The following is a 21,643-nucleotide window of genomic DNA, read 5'->3' on the forward strand; positions in this document are numbered from 1 at the left end:
AGGACGGCAGGTACTCTCATGTCAACCCCATATCTCGCAGAGATACGCATGTTTGGCTTCAACTTCCCGCCGAAAGGGTGGGCGATGTGCAACGGACAGATCCTGTCGATTCAGCAAAACACCGCCTTGTTTTCTTTACTCGGCACGACTTACGGCGGCAACGGTGTGCAGACATTCGGTTTGCCCAATCTGCAGGGGCGCGTGCCGCTGCATTGGGGAAGGGCGCTGTCCGGCGCGACGTATACGCTCGGGCAAAATGCAGGCACGGAATTCGTGACGCTGAACACCACCCAGGTTCCGACGCATTTGCATAACGTGGTCGCCAATTCGGGTGCGGCGTCCGCCAACGGCCCGCTCGGCAACGTGCTTGCCGCGTCGACGCAGAATCCCTACGTCAACGCGCCGACGGCTGCAAGCAAGGTGGCCTTGAATTCCGCGACTCTGATTCCCTACGGCGGCAGTCAACCGCATGAGAACCGCCAGCCGTACAACGTGGTGAATTTCTGCATCGCCCTGCTGGGCGTTTTCCCTTCGCGCAATTGATATCGGAGCCCCTGTCATGGCCCAACCGTTTGTGGGAGAAATCAAGATGTTCGCCGGCAACTTCGCGCCGGTTAACTACGCGTTTTGCAACGGGAAGCTGTTGCCGATATCAGAGTACGAAGCGTTGTACGCGTTGCTCGGCACGACTTACGGCGGCGACGGCGTGACCACGTTCGGTCTGCCCGATCTGCAAGGCAGAGTGCCGGTCCATCAAGGCACGTTGAGTGGCGGCGGCTTGACTTACGTGATGGGACAAATCGCGGGGGTGGAAACCGTTACCGTGACCAGCCAGACGTATCCCACGCACAACCATACGGTATCGGTCAGTACGACTGCCGCAACGCTGGCCGGACCCGGCAGCAACATGCCCGGCGCCGGAGCGACGATGGCGGTGTACACCAATTCCCCGCCGAACTCCGCGCTCGCCGCCGCTGCGATATCGCCCGCTCCGGGCAGCGGCACCCCGCACAACAACCTGCAACCTTACGTGTGCTTGAGTTTCATCATTGCACTTTTCGGTGTTTTTCCTTCCCGCAACTGAGGGCGATCGATCATGACGCAACCATTTGTCGCAGAGGTCAAGATATTCGCGGGAAATTTCGCCCCGCGCGGCTGGGCGTTCTGCAACGGACAGATCATGGCGATATCGCAGAACACCGCGCTGTTTTCCTTGATCGGCACTTTCTACGGGGGCAACGGAACCTCGAATTTCGCTCTGCCCAATCTGCAAGGCAGCGTGCCTATCGGCCAGGGCCAGGGACCGGGATTGTCTCCCTACACCGTAGGCGAAACCGCTGGTACGACCGACGTCACCCTTCTCTCCAGCGAAGTCCCGCAGCACACACATACGATGCAGGGTTTCGCCGGTAGAGGCGGCACTCCGGCCAAGGTGCCGGAAGCGAACTGGTCTCTGACGACCAGCCAGGGCGGCAGTCTCTATGCCCCCGCGGGTTCCCCCGTGTCAATGGATCAGACGATGGCGACCCAGCTCGTAGGATCGCAGCCGCACAACAACATGATGCCTTACCTCGCTCTGAGCTTCATCATCGCCTTGAACGGTGTCTTCCCCCCAAGAAATTGATCCCCGTACAAATTGATCCGATAACAACTATGAATTCATTTCCCAAGGCCGCCGTGGCCGGAATGGGGCGACGCGACTTCTTTCGATTGACTGCAGCAGCTTTAGGTGCCGCCTCGCTGCCGGCGTGGACGCGTATCGTCGGCGCCGATGCCGAACCGTCCCTGCGCACGCGTCTTATGCAGGTAGACGCGCCCGTCGCAGCGGCAACAGCGGACTTCGGCGCGTTCCGCTTGCGCGTGATCAAGGCCTCGACTGCGCTGCCGATGCGTCTCGATGCGGTCTATCCGCACGCGAGCCATCGCTTCTGGTACGCCTGGCAAGAGCGCGGCGAGATGCATGAGTCGCTGCCGGCGCCGGTGCGCTGGGAAGTGCGCCAGGGCGGGCTTCTGCCGATGACCCTGACTCAGGCCGGCACTAGCGTGCCGTTAGCGGTTCCCGCGGCGGAAGGCACTTACCTGCTCGCGGTCGCCGCGGACGGAGCCGCGCCGCCGGACCTGCGCCGGTTCGAGCTGAGCGGCGATGACTGCGGCAGCCGCAGCGTTGTCTGTCGCACGAGCGGCACGAAGGCGGACTTCCCGCATCTGCTCCTTGCGGTTGAAGCCGTAACGGTCTGACCCATGCAGGACGGCATCAGCGCACACGCGCCTTTCGGCGCCGTTGCGTCGGCTCGCACAGGTATCACGTTTCGTCCGATCACGCCGGCCGACATGGACTTCATGCGCCAGCTGTATGCGAGCACGCGCGAGGAAGAACTCGCGCCCGTGCCGTGGCCGGAGGAGGCGAAGCAGCACTTCCTCGCCGAGCAGTTCGCTCTCCAGCACCACCATTATCAAACCTATCACGCACAGGCCGACTTCTTGCTGATCCTGCGCGGAACGGAACCGATCGGCCGCATCTACATCGACCGCGCGAATGCAGAGATCGGTCTGATCGACATCGCGCTGACGCGTGCGAACCGCGGCCACGGCATCGGCACGGCCCTGCTCGCCGAACTGGTTGACGAAGGTCAGCGCGCAGCGCGCGTGATCGAACTCTATGTCGAACCGAACAATCCCGCGCGGCGCCTGTATGAACGCTTCGGCTTCGGCCTCGTCGAGAATCGCGGCGTCTACGACTTCATGCGCTGGACGCCGGCGACGAAATGAAGGCCTTAGTTGAAGGAGATTTCGTAGCGCATGCCGGTGCCGTCGGGGCCGGCCGGCACGGTGAACAACTCAAGCGGTCCGTGCTCAGGATGACGGTACACGTAGATGCCCTGCGGCGCGTAGTAGTCGGCGCCGTTGTCGCGCAGAGTCAGCGCGAACGCCGGCAAGCGACGCGCCGGATTGGGCCCGAGCAGACGCACTTCGATGATTTCCAGCGACACCGTCGTGTCGCCGAACTGTGCTTCGATGCGGTGATCCGGCAGCGTTTCGAAATCGGCGGCGGTAAGCTGATCGAGCATGGCGGCGTAGCGAGCGGAGTGCGGGTATCGCCGCGATGATGTCAGGTATCGCGACCGGCGCCAAGCCGCAGTCGACATCGGCCGCCGCGCAGAGCGGCTCGGATGCGTTGGTGCGTTGCGCCCGGCTGATCGCCGACCAGGCGCCTGCCGCGGCATCGCTCGCGCGGATCGAATCGATGACGCAGTTTCTCGCCGCGCTCGACGAATTTGCGCGCGCGCACGGCATCGTTCTCGACGCCGACGATCGCGAGCAAGTCCTCGCCGGTCGGCGAATCGACCGCGTCGAACTGCGGCACGCATGGAGCCTGCCGGCGCGGCGCGGCTGGCTGCCCGTCGGCGTCGAGTTCGGCGTCGGCGGAGTCGAGCTGGTCTGGGCCTGCGGCGCGGCAAGAGCCGGAGATTCGTTTTACGAGCAGGCCGTACAGAGTCTGCGATTGCGTCCGCTCAATCGCCTGTTCTCGGTGCGCACACCGTTGAGCGAGGAATTCATCGCTGCGCTTGCCGCCGACGCGCTGCCGCTGCGCGGGCTGATCTTTCATATGTCGCGCTGCGGTTCGACCTTGATCGCGCAGGGACTCAAGGCGTGGCCGGGCGTGCGCGTGATCAGCGAACCGGGCGTGCTCGACACGGCGATCATGCTGGCGGCGAGCGGTTACGATGCGGACTGGAAAGTTTTCCGCGGCGTGCTGTCTGCGTTGTCGCAGCCTGCCGGCAATGACGAAAGCGTGGTGATTAAGACCGACGCCTGGCACGCGCTGGCGCTCGCGCCGCTGCTCGAACGTGCGCGCGTGCCATGGCTGTTCGCCTATCGCGATCCGGTCGAAGTGTTGGTTTCGCATGCGCGCGAGCCAGGGCGGCACACCGTGTCGGGCATGCTGCCCGAAGCATGGTTCGGCGGCGCAGGGCCCGATGGCGTGCCGCTGCCGCCGATCGATTACGCGGCGCGTGCGCTCGGTGCGATCTGTGCGTCGATCGTTGCGCACGCGCATACCGGTACGCTCGTGAATTACTCGGAATTGCCGCAAGCGTTGCAGACGCGCGTGCCCTCTCTGTTCGGTCTCGATCCGCAGCACGTGGATCGAAATGTGTTTGCGTCCATCCTCGCGCTCGACGCGAAGCGTCCTTACGAGAAATTCTCCGACGACCGCGCAGCGAAGCAGGAAGCCGCCGGTGCCGCTTTGCGCGACGCGGCGGCGAAATGGATTGCGCCGCACTACGCGTCGCTGGAACGCATTCGGCTTGGCGTGGAGGCAGGATGATCCGCAGCCTGCGCCTGCCGGTCGATGTCGACCTGGCCGCATTGCGCGCCGATCTGACGGCCGTCGCGCCGAACGGCTGGCATCCGCATTTCAACACGCAGTACTACAGCGGCGATTGGAGCGGAATTCCGCTGCGCGGCAATCCGGGCATACACGTGCCCTTGTACACCGACCCGACGCGCGACGATTTCGCCGACACCGCGGCGATGCAGCGCTGCGTCTACGTGCCGCGATTCCTCGCCGGATTCGAATGCCCGGTCGAATCGGTGCGCTTTCTCAAGCTCGCGCGCGGCGCGACGATACGCGAACACCGCGACTTCGGTCTTTGCTTCGAGCAAGGCGTGGCGCGCTTGCATGTGCCCGTGCACACGAATACTGCGGTCGAATTCATCCTCGACGGCGAAGCGCAAATCCTGGGCGAAGGGGAGTGCTGGTATCTGAACTTCGATCTCGGCCATCGCCTCGCCAATCGCGGCGACGCGGACCGCGTGCATCTCATCATCGATCTGCGCGTCAACGATTGGCTCGCGGCATTGTTTCGCCGCGCCGCCGGCTAGGAGACGCGGCGCCCGCCGCCGTGCGGCTTCAGACGATACCGATGCGCGTGCAGACCGCGAGGGTCGCCTTGGCGCGGTTCAAAGTATAGAAGTGGATTCCCGGCACGCCGCCGGCGATGAGCTTTTCGCAGAGCTGGGCGACCACGTCGGCGCCGAACTCGCGAATCGAATCGGCGTCGTCGCGATAGGCTTCGAGGCGCTTGGCGATCCAGCGCGGAATCTCGGCGCCGCACATGTCCGAGAAGCGCTTCAGTTGCGAATACTGCGTGATCGGCATGATCCCCGGTGTGATCGGCACCGCGATGCCGGCACGGCGCGCGTCGTCGACGAAGCGGAAATACGCATCGGGGTTGAAGAAATACTGGGTGATCGCGCCGTTCGCGCCGGCCTCGACCTTGCGCTTGAAGTTGGCGAGATCGCTGTGCGCATCGCCGGACTGCGGGTGCATTTCCGGATAGGCCGCGACTTCGATGTGGAAAAAGCCGTTGTGCTCGCTGCGGATGTATTCGACCAGGTCGCTTGCGTAGTGGAATTCGCCGTAGCTGGCCATGCCCGACGGCAGGTCGCCGCGCAGTGCGACGATGCGCTTGCAGCCCATCGCCTTATAGGTCTCGATGAGCTTGCCGATCTCGGCGCGCGTGCCGCCGACACAGGACAGATGCGGCGCGGCGTCGAGGTCGTGGTCCTCGCGCAGATGGCGCACGGTTTCCGGCGTGTAGTTCAAGGTCGAGCCGCCCGCGCCGAACGTGCAGCTCACGTACTCAGGCTTGAGCGCCTTGAGTCTCGGCAGCGCGGCCTCGAGCGTCGCGCGCTGTTCGTCGGTCTTCGGCGGAAAGAATTCGAAGCTGATCTGCGTCATCGTGCGGAAGATCGTAGTGTGCGGTGCGGGCAGTATATATCTCTTCGTCGCGATGAAGCGATATTCAAACCGCCGCGGCGGTCGAGGCATCGGATAAGAGCCCGCTGCTGCGGCCTTCGGAATCGCCTCCGTAGCAATTTCGGGATAGCATCACAGTCTGTTTCCAGCCTCGCCTACGCTAGCCGGCGCGATAGGCGAGGCCACGACGGACCGTAGCGGGTTTGCCTCGTTGCACCCGCAATCGCATGGCGCGTCGGTTTCACCTTCGGATTTCGATGTTATGCCCGCCCCACGTTCGCTGCGCGAGTTCAGCGCAGCTCTCGCGGACTTCTACCGTCCCGGCCTCGACGCAGACACGCTCGTCGATCGCACGTTCGCGTTGACCTCGCGCCTGCTGCGCTTTTCTCTAAACAGCCACGGCGTGCTCGACAATCGCAGCGGCGTGCTCAGCGCGAACTTCGACTCGGCGCCGCCGGGCCTTGCCGACGCGTTCGCCGCGTTCGGCCGGCATATGGCCAAGTACCCGGCGTTCCGCTTCGATCCCGCGACCAACGCCGGCAGGCCGTTCAGCGCGCGCGACTTCTACAGCAAGCCGGCGCTGGAGAATCTCGATATCTACGTGGACGTCTACAAGCCGATGCGGCTGACCGACCATTGCTTCGTGCATGTGCCGAGCGCGCCGCAGACCACCGTGTTCGTCGGCTTCCTGCGCGACGGCAGACCGTTCGACGAAGACGAGAAGACGCTGCTCGAGCTCCTCCAGCCGCATCTTGCGAACGGACGCCGGCTTGCGCTTGCGCTGAGCGCCGCACGAGAGGCGCCGATCGTGCCCGAGCTGTTCGCACGCGCCGGCTACACACCACGTGAATGCGACGTGCTGTACTGGCTCACGCGCGGCAAATCGAACGACGATATGGCTCTGCTGATCGGCATCCGCGCCGATTCGGTCAGCCGCCACCTGCGCGCGATCTACGCCAAGCTCGGCGTGGAACATCGCGTCGCCGCCACCTTGCGTGCGCTTGAACTCTCGCGCCGTCTGTACGATGACATGCTTGCGCGGCTCGGCGGCAAAGCCGCATTCGCCGTCGCCACGCGCTGATTCCTCCATTTCAAACCGGAACGTCCGTGTCGGGCCGCAGCGGAGCGGGGCGTCGCCGTGCCGAAACGCCAAACGAATCGATCGGCCTTTTGACCTGACATAGAGTCCGCCGCCGACCACGCGCGCGCGCCAGCGAACCGGTCGAGAGGGCGATGCCGATATGCCTAATTTTAGGCGTATGCGGCCATTCACGCTTGGACTACGCTTCATCGATCTCGCTCCGGCGCGCCGGTTTTGCCGCGGACTGCTTCGCATTTCGGCGACAGCCGAAAGAACCGCCGCCAGATGCCGAAGCGGGGAATTCCATGACTGCCGAAAAATCCAGTCCAGCCGGATCGAATCCGGACCTGACCCATTTGCTGCACGCGTGGCGCAGCGGAGACGGCCACGCGTTCTCGGCCCTGATCGACGAGGCCTACGTGGCCCTCAAGCAGATGGCCGTGCGCCGCGTCGGCAACCACGGCGCGGCCACGTTGTCGCCGACCGAACTCGTGCACGAAACGGCGTTGGGGATGATGCAGTCACCGATGGACTTCGCCAACCGCGCGCATTTCTTCGCCACCATGTCGCTGGCAATGCGTTCGATCCTGGTCGATCGCGCGCGTGCGCGCGCGGCGGAAAAACGCGGCGGCCGCGACGTGCAGGTCAGCCTGTCGCGCGCCGACTTCGGTGACGAAGGCGCCCTCGCGGTCGACCTTCTTGCTCTGGAACAGGCACTGACGCGGCTGGAAACACTCGATCCGCGCTGCGGCCAGATCATGCACCTGACTTATTTCGGCGGCTTGCAGCAGGACGAGATCGCCCTCGTGATGGACGTTTCCGTGCCGACCGTGAAACGCGATCTGCGCTTTGCGCGTTCCTGGCTGCTCAAGGCGATCGGCGACTGATCCCGTGAACGCCGACAGCGAACTCTACGCAAGGTTGCGCGAACTCTACGACAGCGTCGTGGACATCGAGCCCACCGCGCGCGCCGAGGCGCTCGCACGCCAGGGGATTGTTGGCGATCTCGCCGCCGAGGTGCTTGCGTTGTGTGCGGCTGACGACCGCGATCGCACCGGCGCGCTGACCGGCGTGCGCGACCGCGTGTTCGCCGAAGCGGCGGCGCCGCAACCGGCGATCGGCGAGGTGTTCGGCGTGTGGCGCGTCGCCGAAGAAATCGGCCGCGGCGGCATGGGCCGCGTCTATCGCGTGGAACGCAGCGACGGCAGCTACGTGCAGACCGCGGCGCTGAAATTCATCCGCGGCTTCGCCAGCAGCGCGGCCATCGCGAACTTCGCGCGCGAGAGGCAATTGCTTGCGGACCTGAACCACCCGAATATCGCGCGCCTGCTCGACGGCGGCACGAGCGGACAAGGGCAGCCGTACCTGGTGATGGAGTTCATCGCCGGGCAGCCGATCGACGACTACTGCCGCGAGCGCCGGCTCGGTCTCGCCGCGACCCTCGATCTGTTCGTCGCGGCCTGCGCCGCGGTCGGCCACGCGCACCGCCAACTCGTCGTGCATTGCGATCTCAAGCCGTCGAATATTTTGGTCAATGCGCAGGGACAGCCGGTGCTGCTCGACTTCGGCATCGCCCAGCTGGCCGAGCGCTATGCCGAAGACACCGTCGCCACCGGCATTTCGTCCGGCTACACCCCGGGTTATGCGAGCCCAGAGCAGCGGCGCGGCGAGCGTGTCGGCGTCGCCAGCGACATCTACAGCCTCGGCATGGTGTTGCGCGCCATGCTCGACGCGGCGAACGTCGAAGCCGAAGCCGAGCTATCCGCGATTCTCGTGATGGCGACGCGCGAAGACCCGGCAGCGCGTTATTCGTCGGTCGAGGCGCTGTGCGACGACATCGCGCGCCTGCGCGCACATCGGCCGGTGCGCGCGCTGCCGGCAAGTACGGCGTACCGGTTCTCGCGCTTCGCGCGGCGCAACTGGATAGGGTTGTCGGTCGCCGCGGGCATCGTGTTGCTGTGCGCGTTGTTCACCGGCAGAGTGATTGCCGAACGCGATCGCGCGCGGCAGGCCGAAAGCGAAGCGCGCGCCGCGGAAACCGCTGCGCGCGAGACCACCAATTTCCTCATCTCCGTGTTCGAGGGAGCCAACCCCGACGCGGGCAGCGGCAATGTCTCGATCGCCACGTTGCTCGACCAGGCGCTGCTGCGCGTCGAACGCGATCTCGCCGAGCAGCCGGCGACGCAAGCGCAGATGTCGGCCGCGCTCGCCGAGGTGCTGTTCGTGATCGGTCAGCAAGAGCGCGGGCGTGCGCTGTATACCAAAGCCATCGCACTGGAGCGCACGCAGAACCGGCCGCTCGTGCTGGCGGAGATGCTGATAGACAATGCCAAGACTTATCTGAAATACATGGCGGGCGGCACCGCTCCCGACGACGATCTGCGCGAGGCATTGCGTCTGGTCGAAAGCAACACCGGCGCCGACTCGCTGTTGCGGCTCGAACTCATCCGCAACGCGGCCAGCGTGCTCGGCGATTCCGATCCGACGAAGGCGGCGCCCCTGTTCGAGCAGAGCCTGGTTCTGATGCGAAAGCTCAAACCGGACAGCGCGGATCTGGTCGACGAACTGTCGAGCTATGGCTGGAACGAGCGTCGCCGCGGCAGCTACGACCATGCGATCGCCTTGATGCAGGAAGCCAACGCCCTGCAACTGCGCCTGCACGGCGATGCGCACGAAGAATATGCGCTGCAACTGGAAGCCATCGGCAATACGATGAGCCGCGCGCGCCGCTTCGATGAAGCCGGGCCGCTGTTTGCGCGCGCGCTCGAACTGCACCGCCGCTACGGCCGCATGGACAGCAAGATCGGCGCCTGGTCGTTGGCCCAGTATGCGTCGTTTCTCGTCAACGCCGGGCGCGCGAAGGACGCGCTGCCGCTCTACGACGAAATCTTTGCGATCGCCAAGCGCAAATTTTCCGAAGACGACGGTTCCATTCCGGTATGGACGCACAATTTTGCCAATGCCGTTGCCGAAGCGGGCGATCTGGACCGCGCGGAACAACTGAACGGGCAGGCCCTGGCGAAGGCGCGCCGCCAGTGGAGCGCGAACGATGCCGCCACGGCGCTCGTCCTGGCGACCCGTGCGCGAATCCTGAGCTGGCGCGACTGCGATCCCGGCGGTGGCGAGGCCATCGATCAGGTGCTGGCGATCTACGCCGCCAAGCCCGCGCAGGACGAGAACGATTTGTACTCCATCAAAGTGCAGCGTGCGCGCTGGCTGACGTCGTGCAAGCGCTTCGACGATGCGCAGGCGCAACTCGATGCCGTCGCGGCGCAGGCGGCGAAGCTGAAGCCGATGACGGTGTGGGAACTGGCGCAAACGCAGGCGCTGCTGCACCTGCAGCGCAGCGGCGACGCGGCCGCGCTCGCCGAGGTGGAGAACGCCGAAGCCGCCGCGGCCCGGGTCTTCGCGCCGGGCGATCCGCGCATCGCGCTGGCCATGCTGCCGCGCGCCGAGTGGCTGGGCGCGCACGCGCGCGACGACGCGGCGGCAAAACTCGCCGACGCCATCCTCGCCGGCATCGAAGGCAGGCTCTTGCCGAATTCGCCGTTGTTCGCGCGCGTTCGCGCCTTGCACGAACCGCGCTGAAATCCTCGGCGCGAGATTGCTGCGCCGGGACGGGTTCGAGCGATACCGCGGCCGCGTTCACGTTTTGCGCTGCGCGTCGAAGTGTCCGCGCGGACTCGACCGCGATGATGATCCCCGCCGGCGCCGAATTACGAATATCCGATCGACGCCGCAATGTGCTCGAAACCAGGGGAAACACCGTGCCTTATCCGACTGCCATCCATCGGCTGTTTCGCCGTGCGGTGTTTTTCCGCACGCCGAATTCGCCGCAGCGCACGGACCTGCCTAGTTTTAGACCTACGTCGTCGTTCGCCGATCGGCTAGGCTCGGCGAATCACCGCACAGGGGAGCGCGCGCACTTCGCGCGGAAAGCCGTTCGTATGTCGATCACGCAAAGTCCGTTTGCCGCGCGCCGGGTCGGGGCGGCTCGAACGGGGTTGGTTCTGTCCCGCATCGCACACGGATTCGCGTCGCTACGAAATCGCTGCATCCCGTTTCTGCTGGCCGTTCTGAGCCTCGCGTCGATCGTCGGCACGACGCCGGCTTTCGCCGCGCTCGCCTATATCCCGATGACGTCCAATAGCAAAGTGTCGGTCGTCGATACGGCGACCGACACGGTCACGGCGACGATCTCCCCGCTCTGTTCGTCGCCGTTCGGCGTCGCCGTCAATCCGGCCGGCACGCGCGCCTATTTCGGCTGCCAGAGCAGCAACAATGTCGCCGTGGTGGACACCGCGAGCAATACGCTGATCACCACGGTCAGCGTCAGCGCGGCGCCGGTCGGCGTGGTCGTCTCTCCCGACGGCTCCCTCGTCTACGTCGTCAGCGGAACCGGCGCCGGCACCTTGAGCGTGATCAACACCGCGACCAACACGGTCGGCTCCACTATGGCGATCGATGCAAACCCGTGGGCGCTCACGATCACGCCCGACGGCAAGCGTCTCTACATCGCCTACCAGGCAGGCGCCAGCGGCGTCGCCGTGATCGACACCACGAGCATGAGCAAAATCGCGAACGTCAGCGTCGGCATCACGCCGAATGCCGTGGTGATGAGCCCGGACGGCACGCGCACCTATGTTGCGGCGTGGACGTCGGCACAGGTCGCGGTCATCAACAACGCGACCAATACGGTGACCAAGACGATCGCGACCGGACCGACCAGCTACAAGCTCGCGGGCATCGTCGTCAGCCCCGACGGCAGCAAGATTTATGCGACCAGCTATCAGAGCAAGAACGTCGCAGTCATCGATACGACGAGCCTCACGGTGACTTCGACGATCGCGACCGGAGGCTCGGCCTACGGCATCGACATCACGCCCGACGGGAAAAAACTCTACGTCACCAACAACGATGCGTCGGGCACGGTCAACGTCGTCGACCTCTCCACGGCGACGCCGACTGTTTCCACGATCACGCTCGGCGGTGCCGGTTATTTCTCCGCAGTCGGCCGGTTCATTCGTCCGCAGGTGCAGGCTGCGCAAACGATTACCGGTCTCTCGGCGTCGCCACCGACGCCGATGTTCTCCGCTGGCGGTACCTTCAGTGTGTCGGCCACGGGCGGCGCCTCGGGCAATCCGGTCACGTTCACGAGCCTGACGACTGCCGTGTGCACGAGCGGCGGCGCCAACGGCGCGACGATCACCATGCTCGGCGCGGGCACGTGCACGATCCAGGCGAACCAGGCCGGCAACAGCCAGTACAGCACGGCCAGCCCGGTCAATCTCGACGTGGCGATCGCCAAAGGCACGCAGTTCGTCACCAACTTCGTCGCCACGCCGCCGGTTTACGTCTACGGCGGCAGCTACACCTTGTCGGCGACGCCGGGCGCCTCGGGCATTCCGGTCACGTTTGCGTCGCTGACGCCGTCGGTCTGTACGGTCAATGCTGCCGCGCTGACCGTCGTGACCGCAGGACTCTGCAAGCTCACCGCGGATCAAGCCGGCAACGCGAACTACAACGCCGCGCAGACCCTGGAATACGACATCACCATGGCGAAAGCCGATCAGACGATCACGAACTTCGCCGCCAGTCCGGCAGCGCCGGTCTTCGTATCGGGTGGCACGTTCAGCGTGTCGGCCACGCGTGGCGCGTCGTCCGGCGCGCTCGTTTTCGCTTCGAGCACGACCAGCGTCTGCACGGTCAGTGCAACCACGGTCACGATGGTCGCCGCCGGCATCTGCTCGCTCACTGCCAATCAGGCCGGCGACGCCAATTACAACGCCGCACCGACCACGACGCTGTCGCTGAACGTGCAGCCGCCCCCGCCGTCGGTGACGGGCGTGAACGTGCCGCCCAACGGTCTTTACGGTATCGGCAGGACGCTCGACTTCACCGTGCAGTTCAGCAGTCCGGTCACGGTGGCCGGCGCGCCGCGCTTCGTCCTGATCATACCGACCCTCGGTGGGCGCTACGTGAACTACGTGTCCGGCAGCGGCACGCAGAGTCTGCTGTTTCGCTATCCGTTCGGCGGCGGCGTGCCGAACAACACCAGTGGCATTACGCTGAACAGCAGCAGCATCGACCTCAACGGCGGCAGCCTGGTCGATGCGAACAACGGCGCCGCGGCTGTGCTGACATTGAACAACGTGCCCTCGCTCGCCGGCATCGTTCTCGACGGCACGGCGCCGACGGTGACGTCGATCGCGCTCGTCGGTTCGCCGCCGGCCACGAGCAGGACGATCTCGTACACGATCACGTTCTCGGAGCCGGTAACCGGCGTCGCCGCGGGCGCTTTCAAAGTCGAAACCGTCGACGGCTCGGCGACCGGCCAGCTCGGTGCGGTGACCGGCAGCGGCAGCAGTTACACCGCCGTGGTGAACAACATCGCCGGCGTCGGTCATTTGTTCCTGACCTTGAACAGCAGCGGCACGGGCATCGCCGATGCCGCCGGCAATGCCATTTCCGGCGGATTCCGTCTCGCCGATCAATTCCAGGCAAACGTGCAGTTGCTCTGCTACGTCAACAAGGCGGCTACGGGAGCGAACGACGGCACGAGCTGGACCGATGCGTATACCGATCTGCAGCCGGCCGTACGTAGTGCCGCCTGCGCTCAAGTCTGGGCGGCGAAGGGCGTGTACAAACCCGGCACTGCGACGACCGACAGCTTCCAGCCGCGCGCCGGTCAGAAGATCTACGGCGGTTTTGCCGGCGTCGAAGCGGCGCTGAGCGATCGCACGCTGAGCGTGATCGCGACGAATCCCACGGTCATGTCCGGCGACATCGACGGCAACGACACGACCGATGCGAATGGCGTCGTGCTCGATGCGGCGCAGATTGCCGGCAGCAACAGCGTGAATGTGGTGAAGATGAACAACGGCGGCGCGGCCGGCTATGGCCCCGACACGGTGATCGACGGCTTCATCATCACCGCGGGCGACGCCAGCGCCACCACCGGCCTCGGCGGCGGCCTCAGATGCGACGCGTCGCTGGCCCAGGCGAGTTGCGGCTTCACCCTGAGCAATCTGGTCTTCAGCGGCAACCGCGCCGTCGGCGGCGGCGCATTGAGTCTGACCAGCAGCGCCGGCACCGCCAATGCGATCGTGTCGAAAGTTCTGTTCCGCGGCAATCGCGCCGTCGGTCTCGGCGGCTCGGGCGGTGCGGTCAGCCTCTCCGCACCGCCCGCCGCCGGTCGTGTCAGCCCGGCGTTTTCCAACGTGGTTTTCAGCGGCAACAGTTCGTCGAACTGGGGCGGCGCCATCGACCTCAACGTCAACCTCGGCACAGTCACGCCGACGTTCGACAACGCTACCTTCACCGGCAACACGAGCGCCGTGAGGCGCGGCGGCGCCCTCTCCAGCGAGGCCTATGGCACCGGCGGCGTGGCCAACGCGACGTTGCGCAATTCGATCCTGTGGGGCGATGTCCTCAATGCAGGCGATCCCGAGATTGTTTTCGCATCCAACGGTGCGGTAACGCTCGACCACAGCATCGTGCAGGGCGGTTGCCCGAGCGGAAACGCCACGTGCACGAACATGGTCGCAGGCGATCCGAAGCTCGGCGCGCTAGGCAATTACGGCGGCGCCGTTCTGTCGGTACTGCCCGGCGGCGGTAGCGCGGCGATCGATGCCGGAACCTGCCAGTTGCCGGACGACGTTCGCGGCGTGCCACGCCCGCAGGGCGCCGGCTGCGACATCGGCGCGGTCGAGTCGCGCCTGTCCGTGCTGACGGTGAGCGTCAGCGGCGGCGGCAGCGTGTCGGCCAGCGCGGCGCCGCTACCGGTGAGCGGCGGCATCGCAGCCTGCACGGCCAGTTGCAGCGCGACCTATAACGGCGAAGCGCTGTCGACCGTCACGCTGACCGCGACGCCGAATGCGCAGCAGAGTTTCTCGGCATGGAGCGGCGATTGCAGCGGCACGAATCCCGTGACCACGGTGGCGATGACCGCGGCGAGAACCTGTACGGCAACTTTCACGCAGAACCTCACGCAGACCACGCTCGTGCTGAGCAGCGGTACCAACCCGAGCAACTACGGTACCTCGCTGAGTTTCACCGCGACTGTCGCGGCCGTCGCACCGGCCACGCAGACGCCGACCGGCAATGTGAGCTTCTACGACGGCACCACCCTGCTCGGCACACAGGCGCTCAACGGCGCCGGCACGGCGACCTTCACCACGAGCACCTTGAGCGCCGACACGCACTCGATCACCGCGCAGTACACCGGCGATACGAACTATGCCGCCGCCGCGCAGCCGCCGTCGGGCGCACTGAGCCAAGTCGTTATCGCGATCACGCCGACGCTGACCTGGGGCACGCCGAGTGCGATCGTCTACGGCACGCCGCTCAGCGCGGCGCAATTGAATGCGACCGCGACCTACAACGGCAATCCGGTGGCGGGCACCTTCATCTACACGCCTCTCGCCGGCAGCGTGCTGCCCGCGGGCAACGCGCAGACTTTGGCGGTGACCTTCAACCCGATCGACACGACCAACTACACAAGCGCGGCGGCGAGCGTGCAGATCAACGTGACGCGCGCACCGCTGACGGTGACCGGCACGAACGCGCAGAACAAACCGTATGACGGCACGGCGACCGCGACCTTGGGCGGCGGCACGCTCGTCGGCGTAATCCCTGCCGACGCAAGCAACGTGAGCCTGACCCAGACTGGCACGTTCGCCCAGGCCAACGTCGGTACCGGCATTGCGGTGACTGCGAACGATTCGATCGGCGGCAGCGCCGCAGGCAACTACACGCTGACCCAGCCGACCGGTCTGAGTGCCAACATCACCGCGTTGACCCTGACCTACAAAGCCACAGCGGCCACGATCGCCTACGGCACCACGCCGAGCGGCCTGAGCGGCACGTTGAGCGGATTTATCAGCGGTGAATCGCAGGCCACGGCGACGACCGGCACATTGAGCTTCACGACAACGGCGACCGCGTCGAGCGCGCCGGGTAGCTATCCGATCGACGGTAGCGGCTTGACCGCGAATCACGGCAACTACAGCTTTGCGCAGGATGCGGGCAACGCCACCGCGCTGACCATTTCCGCCGCGGCGACATCCACCACGCTGACGTCGAGCCCGACCTCGGCCGTCTACGGCCAGAGCGTGACCTTCACGGCGACGATCTCGCTGCCAAGCGGCAACAGCGGCACCGCGGTCGGCAAGGTCGAGTTTGTAGAAGGCGCCAATCCGCTGCCGGCAGGCTGCGCGACCGCGGTGACGGTGAGTGGCGGTGTCGCCACCTGCACGACGCAGGCTCTGTCGGTCGGATCGCATCACGTCGTTGCGACCTTCACACCGAGCGACGGCAATACGGGCGTCTCGGCGGCGAGTACTGACGTCACGGTGAGCGCCGCGGCGACCACGACCACGATCACCAACGCGCAGCCGTGGACGGTCGCGCTCGGTGCATCGACGACGGTCAATGTGACGGTGACAGCGACTGCGCCGGGCTCCGGCACGCCGACCGGCACGGTGACCGTGAGCAACGGCGGCTCGGGCAGTGGCGACCACTGCACGATCACCTTGCCGGCGACGAGTTGCACGCTCACGCCGAGCAGCGCCGGTACAAAGACGGTAACAGCGACTTACACGCCCGACTCGGCATCGAGCACCAACTTCACCGGCAGCAATGCGAGCGCGTCGCTGAGCGTCAGCGCAACTCAGCCTGTCGTGGCGCTGACGAGTTCGGCGAATCCGAGCGTGTTTGGCCAGAGCGTGACCTTGACCGGCACGCTGACGCCGGCCACAGGCGGCGTCACGCCAAGCGGTAGCGTGCATTTCTTTATCGACGGCACGACGGAAATCTGTTCCAACACGACGCTCAGTGCAGTCGGCGCGACCAATGCGGTCAGCGCGACCTGCGCCGTACCGCAAGCCGACTTGAGCGTCGGCGATCATCCGCTGCGCTTCCAGTACGACGGTGATGCCAACAATGTTGCGTCGAGCGCGACCTTGGTGAATGGCTCGCAGCAGACTATTCCGCAGACGGTCAATGTTGCGCAGACGACGACGACGGTGACCGCACCGGCCTCGATCGTGCTCGGCAACCCGGTGACGATCGGCGTCAGCGTCAGTGCGAATGCGCCCGGTGCGGGCATTCCCCCCGGCTCGGTTACGGTGAGCCTCGGCGGGCAGACCTGCAGCGCCGTACTCGATACGAGCGGCGCGGGTAATTGTGTACTGACGCCGCCGGCGCCGGCCGGCAGCAAGACGATCACGGCCAGCTACGCCGGTTCGAGCAACTTCGCGGCGAGTTCGGGTACGGCGAGCCTGCAAGTCAGTGCCGTGGCGACGACGACGACCTTGGTCGCGCCGGCCACGGCGGTATACGGCCAGAGTGTGACCTTCACGGCGACGGTGTCGCTGCCGAGCGGGAATCCGGGTACGCCGGCAGGCACGGTGGCGTTCAGCGAAAATGGCAATCCGCTTCCGTCGGGCTGCGCGACTGCGGTGACGGTAAGTGGCGGCGTCGCGACCTGCACGACGCAGGGCCTCGCGGTGTCGGCGACCACGCATCATGTGATCGCGACATTTACGCCGAGCGACAGCAACACGACCGGATCGTCGGGCAGCACGAACGTCACCGTCAGCGCGGCAGCGACGACGACCACGATCACCAACGCGCAGCCGTGGACGGTTTCGCTCGGCGCATCGACGACGGTCAATGTCACGGTGGCGGCGACTGCACCCGGCTCGGGCACGCCGACCGGTACAGTGACGGTGAGCACCGGCGGTTCGGGCAGCGGCGATCACTGCACGATCACCTTGCCGGCGACGAACTGCGCGCTGATACCAAGCAGCGCCGGCACAAAGACCGTGACGGCGACCTACACGCCCGACTCTGCATCGAGCACGAACTTCACCGGCAGCAATGCGAGCGCATCGCTGAGCGTCAGCGCAACTCAGCCGGTCGCTGCGCTGACGAGTTCGGCAAATCCGAGCGTATTCGGTCAGAGCGTGACTTTGACCGGTACGCTGACGCCGGCCGCGGGCGGCGTCACGCCGAGCGGCAGCGTGCATTTCTTTATCGACGGCACGACGGAAATCTGTGCGAACGCGGCACTCAGTGCAATCGGTGCGAGCAACGCGGTCAGCGCGACCTGCGTCATACCGCAGGCCGACTTGAGCGTCGGCGATCATGCGGTACGTTTCCAATACGAAGGCGATGCGAACAACACGTCGTCGACGGCGACCTTGGTCAATGGCTCGCAGCAGACGATTCCGCAGACGGTCAATGTCGCACAGACCACGACGACGGTGAGCGCACCGGCCTCGATCGTACTCGGCAACCCGGTGACGATCGGCGTCAGCGTCAGCGCGAATGCGCCAGGCGCGGGCGTTCCGTCGGGCGAAGTGACGGTGAACGTACAAGGCCAAATCTGCAGCGTGACCCTCGACTCGACCGGCGCGGGCAGTTGCACGCTGACGCCGTCGGCGCCCGCGGGCAACAAGACGATCACGGCGAACTACGCGGGCTCGACTAACTTTGCCGCGAGTTCGGGCACGGCGAGTCTGCAAGTCGGTTCGGCAGCGACGACGACGACCCTGGCTGCGCCGGCGACGGCGGTATTCGGCCAGAGCGTCACCTTCACGGCGACGGTGTCGCTGCCGAGCGGCAATCCGGGCACACCGGCCGGGACGGTGGCGTTCAGCGAAAATGGCAATCCGCTTCCGTCGGGATGCGCGACTGCGGTGACGCTGACCGGCGGCGTCGCAACCTGTACGACGCAGGGCCTCGCAGTGTCGGCGACGGCGCATCATGTGATTGCGACATTTACGCCGAGCGACAACAACACGACCGGATCGTCGGGCAGCACGAACGTCACCGTCAGCGCGGCAGCGACCACGACCACGATCACCAACGCGCAGCCGTGGGCGGTCGCGCTCGGCGCATCGACGACGGTCAACGTCACCGTCGCGGCGACCGCACCCGGCTCGGGCACGCCGACCGGCACGGTGACCGTGAGCAACGGCGGCTCGGGTAGCGGCGATCACTGCACGATCACTTTGCCGGCAACAAGCTGCACACTGACACCAAGCAGCGCCGGTACAAAGACGGTAACAGCGACTTACACCCCCGACTCCGCATCGAGCACGAACTTCACCGGCAGCAATGCGAGTGCCTCGCTCGGCGTCAACGCTTCGCAACCGGGCACAACCCTGATCAGCTCGGTCAACCCGAGTGTGTTCGGCCAGGGCGTCACGCTGACCGGCACGGTGACGCCGGTCGCAGGCGGCGTCACGCCGACCGGCAAGGTGCAGTTCTTTATCGACGGCGAAACCGAGATCTGCGCGGACTCTACGTTGAGCGCAACCGGCACGGCCAACTCGGTCAACGCCACCTGCACGGTGCCGCAGGCCGATCTGAGCGTCGGCGATCATGCGCTGCGATTCCAGTACGAAGGCGATGCGAACAACACGCCGTCGACGGCGACCTTGCTCGATGGCACGCAGCAAACGATTCCGCAGACAGTCCACGTCGCACAGACCACGACGACCGTGACCGCACCGGCCTCGATCGTACTCGGCAATCCGGTGACGATCGGCGTCAGCGTCAGCGCAAATGCGCCCGGTGCCGGCATTCCGTCGGGCGAAGTCGCAGTGAACGTGCAAGGCCAGATCTGCAGCGTCGTTCTCGACTCGACCGGCGCGGGCAACTGCACGCTGGCGCCGCAGGCACCGGCCGGCAGCAAGACGATCACGGCGAGCTACGTGGGCTCGACCAACTTCGCCGCGAGTTCGGGTACGGCAAACTTGCTGGTCGGCGCTGCCGCAACGACAACGACGCTGACGGCGAGTTCGGCCACGACCGTCTACGGCCAGAGCGTCACCTTCACGGCGACGGTATCGGCCGCCGAAGGCATCGCACTCAACGGCACGCTCGCGTTCCGCGACGGCGCCAATGTGCTCACGGGCTGCGGTGCAGTGCCCGTCGCGAGCGGCTCGGCCCAGTGCACGAGCACTGGCCTGTCGGTCAGCGCGCACACGATCACCGCGACGTATACGCCTACCGACGCGAACACGGCCGGATCGAGCGCCACGACTGGCGTGACCGTCGGCAAGGCCGCGACGATCACGAGTCTGTCCGCACCGGCATCGATCACGCTTGGCAATCCGGTCGTCGTGACCGCCACGGTTGCCGTGGGCGAGCCCGGCGCGGGCACGCTGAGCGGCAGCATCGCGATCAGCGACGGCGATAGCGGCACGGGCGATCACTGCACGATCACCCTGCCGGCAACGAGTTGCCCGCTGACGCCGAGTTCGGCCGGCAGCAAGACGCTCACCGCGGTGTATTCCCCCGACACCGCGGCGAGCGTCAACTTCACCGGCAGCAGCGCCAAGCCGCTCGGTCTCATTGTCGGTGCGGCGTCGCCGGGCATGAACCTGGTCAGTTCGGTCAATCCGAGCACCTATGGCCAGAGCGTCACGTTCACGGCGACGGTGACGCCGCCGGCGGGCGGCGTGATCCCGACCGGCAGCGTGGTCTTCAGCGACGGCGAGACCCTGCTCTGCGCCGCGGTCAACCTCGTTGCCGGTACGAGCAACGCCACCGCGATCTGCACGACATCCACGCTCAGCGTCGGCACGCACGTGATCACGGCGCGCTATGCGGGCGATGCGAACAACCAGTCGTCGAGCGCGGTCGTGAGCCAGGTCGTCAACAAGGCCGATCAGACCTTGACCTTCCCGGTGCAGACGACGCCGAACCGGACACTCACGGCCAACGGCACGTTCGCGATCGCGCCGCTGGCGACGAGCACGACGCCGAATTCGGGCCAGCCGATTGTCTACGCCTCGAAGACTGCGCCGGTCTGCTCGGTCGCCGGCACGACGGTGACGATGCTCACGGCGGGCACCTGCACGATCGCGGCCGACCAGGCGGGCGACGAGCACTACAACGCGGCGAATGAAGTTACGCAAAGCATCGTCATCGGCAGCGCGACGAGCGCGATCACGCTGACTGCGAGCACGACGACGGCGGCGGTCGATGCGGCCGTCACGCTCAACGTGACGGTCAGCGGACAGGCACCGACGGGCACGGTCACGATCAACGACGGCGGCACGGTGTTGTGCAGCCAGGTGAACCTGATCACCTCAGGCAACACGGCGACGGCGAGCTGCACTACGAGCTTCGCGACGGCGGGCAGCCACGTGCTCACGGCAACGTACGCGGGCGATGCGAACAACGCGGCGCAAACCTCCGCCGCGTTGACGATCAGCGTCGGTCTCAAGTGTGCTGCGGTCGCGCTGACAGCGACGCCGGACCATATCGCCGTCGGCCAGAGCCTGAGCCTCGCGGCGACGGTCTCCGGTTGCCTGGCGCCGACGGTGACGGATGGTATACATGGTGCAGCCACATCGGCTGCGCAGGCTGCCGCGCTGCCGGCCGCCGCCTCGGTGCCGACGGGTTCCGTGACCTTCTACGACGGCGCGTCCACTTTGAACACGGTGGCGATCGATGCCGGCGGCAATGCGACGCTGCCGCTGTCGACGCTGAGCGCGGGCACGCATACGTTGAAGGCCGTGTACGGCGGCGATCGCGCGTTCGCCCAGGCGCAGGCGCAGGTGACGGTCGTCGTCGATGCGCCGGTTTCGGCGCCGGTGCCGGCGCCTGCGCTCGGACGTTGGGCGCTATGGCTGTTCGCTGCGATGATCGGTTTGATCGGTGCATTTGCGCGTACGCGCCGCGCAGATCGGAACCGGGGCGACGCTTGAGCGGGCACTGATCTTCGCAATCGAGCGGCGGCTTCGATCGACAGACAAGCCGCCGCGCCAATCGCGATAAGACAT

At 65.9% G+C, this 21,643-nt stretch carries 13 protein-coding genes; 11 read left to right on the top strand and 2 right to left on the bottom strand.

Features of this window, described 5'->3' with window-relative positions; all coding sequences use genetic code 11:
* The first annotated feature begins 18 nt into the window (after nucleotides 1–18).
* The 5 genes from FFS30_RS14195 to FFS30_RS14215 are packed head-to-tail and all read left to right on the top strand — an operon-like array spanning nucleotide 19 to nucleotide 2,769.
* Nucleotides 19–543, top strand: coding sequence for a tail fiber protein (locus FFS30_RS14195; protein WP_137913830.1), 525 nt, complete (start codon nucleotides 19–21; stop codon nucleotides 541–543).
* 16 nt (nucleotides 544–559) lie between these two features.
* Nucleotides 560–1,084 (top strand): tail fiber protein, encoded by a 525-nt coding sequence (locus FFS30_RS14200; RefSeq protein ID WP_137913831.1) that lies wholly within the window; start codon nucleotides 560–562, stop codon nucleotides 1,082–1,084.
* A 12-nt stretch (nucleotides 1,085–1,096) separates the two neighbouring features.
* The gene (locus FFS30_RS14205; protein WP_137913832.1) at nucleotides 1,097–1,624 is read left to right on the top strand and encodes a tail fiber protein; all 528 of its coding nucleotides are present in this window, start codon (nucleotides 1,097–1,099) and stop codon (nucleotides 1,622–1,624) included.
* A gap of 29 nt (nucleotides 1,625–1,653) precedes the next feature.
* The gene (locus tag FFS30_RS14210) at nucleotides 1,654–2,238 is read left to right on the top strand and encodes a hypothetical protein (RefSeq protein ID WP_137913833.1); all 585 of its coding nucleotides are present in this window, start codon (nucleotides 1,654–1,656) and stop codon (nucleotides 2,236–2,238) included.
* A gap of 3 nt (nucleotides 2,239–2,241) precedes the next feature.
* Nucleotides 2,242–2,769 (top strand): GNAT family N-acetyltransferase, encoded by a 528-nt coding sequence (locus FFS30_RS14215; RefSeq protein ID WP_137913834.1) that lies wholly within the window; start codon nucleotides 2,242–2,244, stop codon nucleotides 2,767–2,769.
* A 5-nt stretch (nucleotides 2,770–2,774) separates the two neighbouring features.
* Here FFS30_RS14215 and FFS30_RS14220 read toward each other — a convergent pair whose 3' ends face one another.
* Entirely contained in the window at nucleotides 2,775–3,068 is a 294-nt protein-coding gene (locus FFS30_RS14220; protein WP_137913835.1) for a hypothetical protein, read from the bottom strand.
* A gap of 35 nt (nucleotides 3,069–3,103) precedes the next feature.
* On the opposite strand from FFS30_RS14220, the gene FFS30_RS23875 reads away from it, so the two are divergent.
* Entirely contained in the window at nucleotides 3,104–4,327 is a 1,224-nt protein-coding gene (locus tag FFS30_RS23875) for a hypothetical protein (RefSeq protein WP_171014619.1), read from the top strand.
* Complete coding sequence (locus FFS30_RS23880; protein WP_171014620.1) at nucleotides 4,324–4,884, top strand: aspartyl/asparaginyl beta-hydroxylase domain-containing protein; 561 nt, start codon at nucleotides 4,324–4,326, stop codon at nucleotides 4,882–4,884. Before FFS30_RS23875 ends, FFS30_RS23880 begins: the two co-directional genes overlap by 4 nt.
* A 28-nt stretch (nucleotides 4,885–4,912) precedes the next feature.
* Here FFS30_RS23880 and metF read toward each other — a convergent pair whose 3' ends face one another.
* Nucleotides 4,913–5,743, bottom strand: a complete 831-nt coding sequence (metF, locus tag FFS30_RS14230; protein ID WP_137913836.1) for a methylenetetrahydrofolate reductase [NAD(P)H] — start codon at nucleotides 5,741–5,743, stop codon at nucleotides 4,913–4,915.
* A gap of 280 nt (nucleotides 5,744–6,023) precedes the next feature.
* Between metF and FFS30_RS14235 the strand changes: the two genes are divergently transcribed.
* The 4 genes from FFS30_RS14235 to FFS30_RS14250 all read left to right on the top strand — a co-directional run bounded on the left by FFS30_RS14235 (nucleotide 6,024) and on the right by FFS30_RS14250 (nucleotide 21,568).
* Nucleotides 6,024–6,842, top strand: a complete 819-nt coding sequence (locus FFS30_RS14235) for a helix-turn-helix domain-containing protein (RefSeq protein WP_137913837.1) — start codon at nucleotides 6,024–6,026, stop codon at nucleotides 6,840–6,842.
* Between the two features lie 305 nt (nucleotides 6,843–7,147).
* Nucleotides 7,148–7,729 (top strand): ECF-type sigma factor, encoded by a 582-nt coding sequence (locus FFS30_RS14240; RefSeq protein ID WP_171014621.1) that lies wholly within the window; start codon nucleotides 7,148–7,150, stop codon nucleotides 7,727–7,729.
* A 4-nt stretch (nucleotides 7,730–7,733) separates the two neighbouring features.
* The gene (locus tag FFS30_RS14245) at nucleotides 7,734–10,430 is read left to right on the top strand and encodes a serine/threonine-protein kinase (protein ID WP_137913839.1); all 2,697 of its coding nucleotides are present in this window, start codon (nucleotides 7,734–7,736) and stop codon (nucleotides 10,428–10,430) included.
* 548 nt (nucleotides 10,431–10,978) lie between these two features.
* Nucleotides 10,979–21,568, top strand: coding sequence for an Ig-like domain repeat protein (locus FFS30_RS14250; protein WP_171014622.1), 10,590 nt, complete (start codon nucleotides 10,979–10,981; stop codon nucleotides 21,566–21,568).
* The last annotated feature ends 75 nt before the right edge of the window (nucleotides 21,569–21,643 follow it).

Source organism: Rudaea sp. 3F27F6, assembly GCF_005503555.1.
GTDB lineage: Bacteria > Pseudomonadota > Gammaproteobacteria > Xanthomonadales > Rhodanobacteraceae > Rudaea.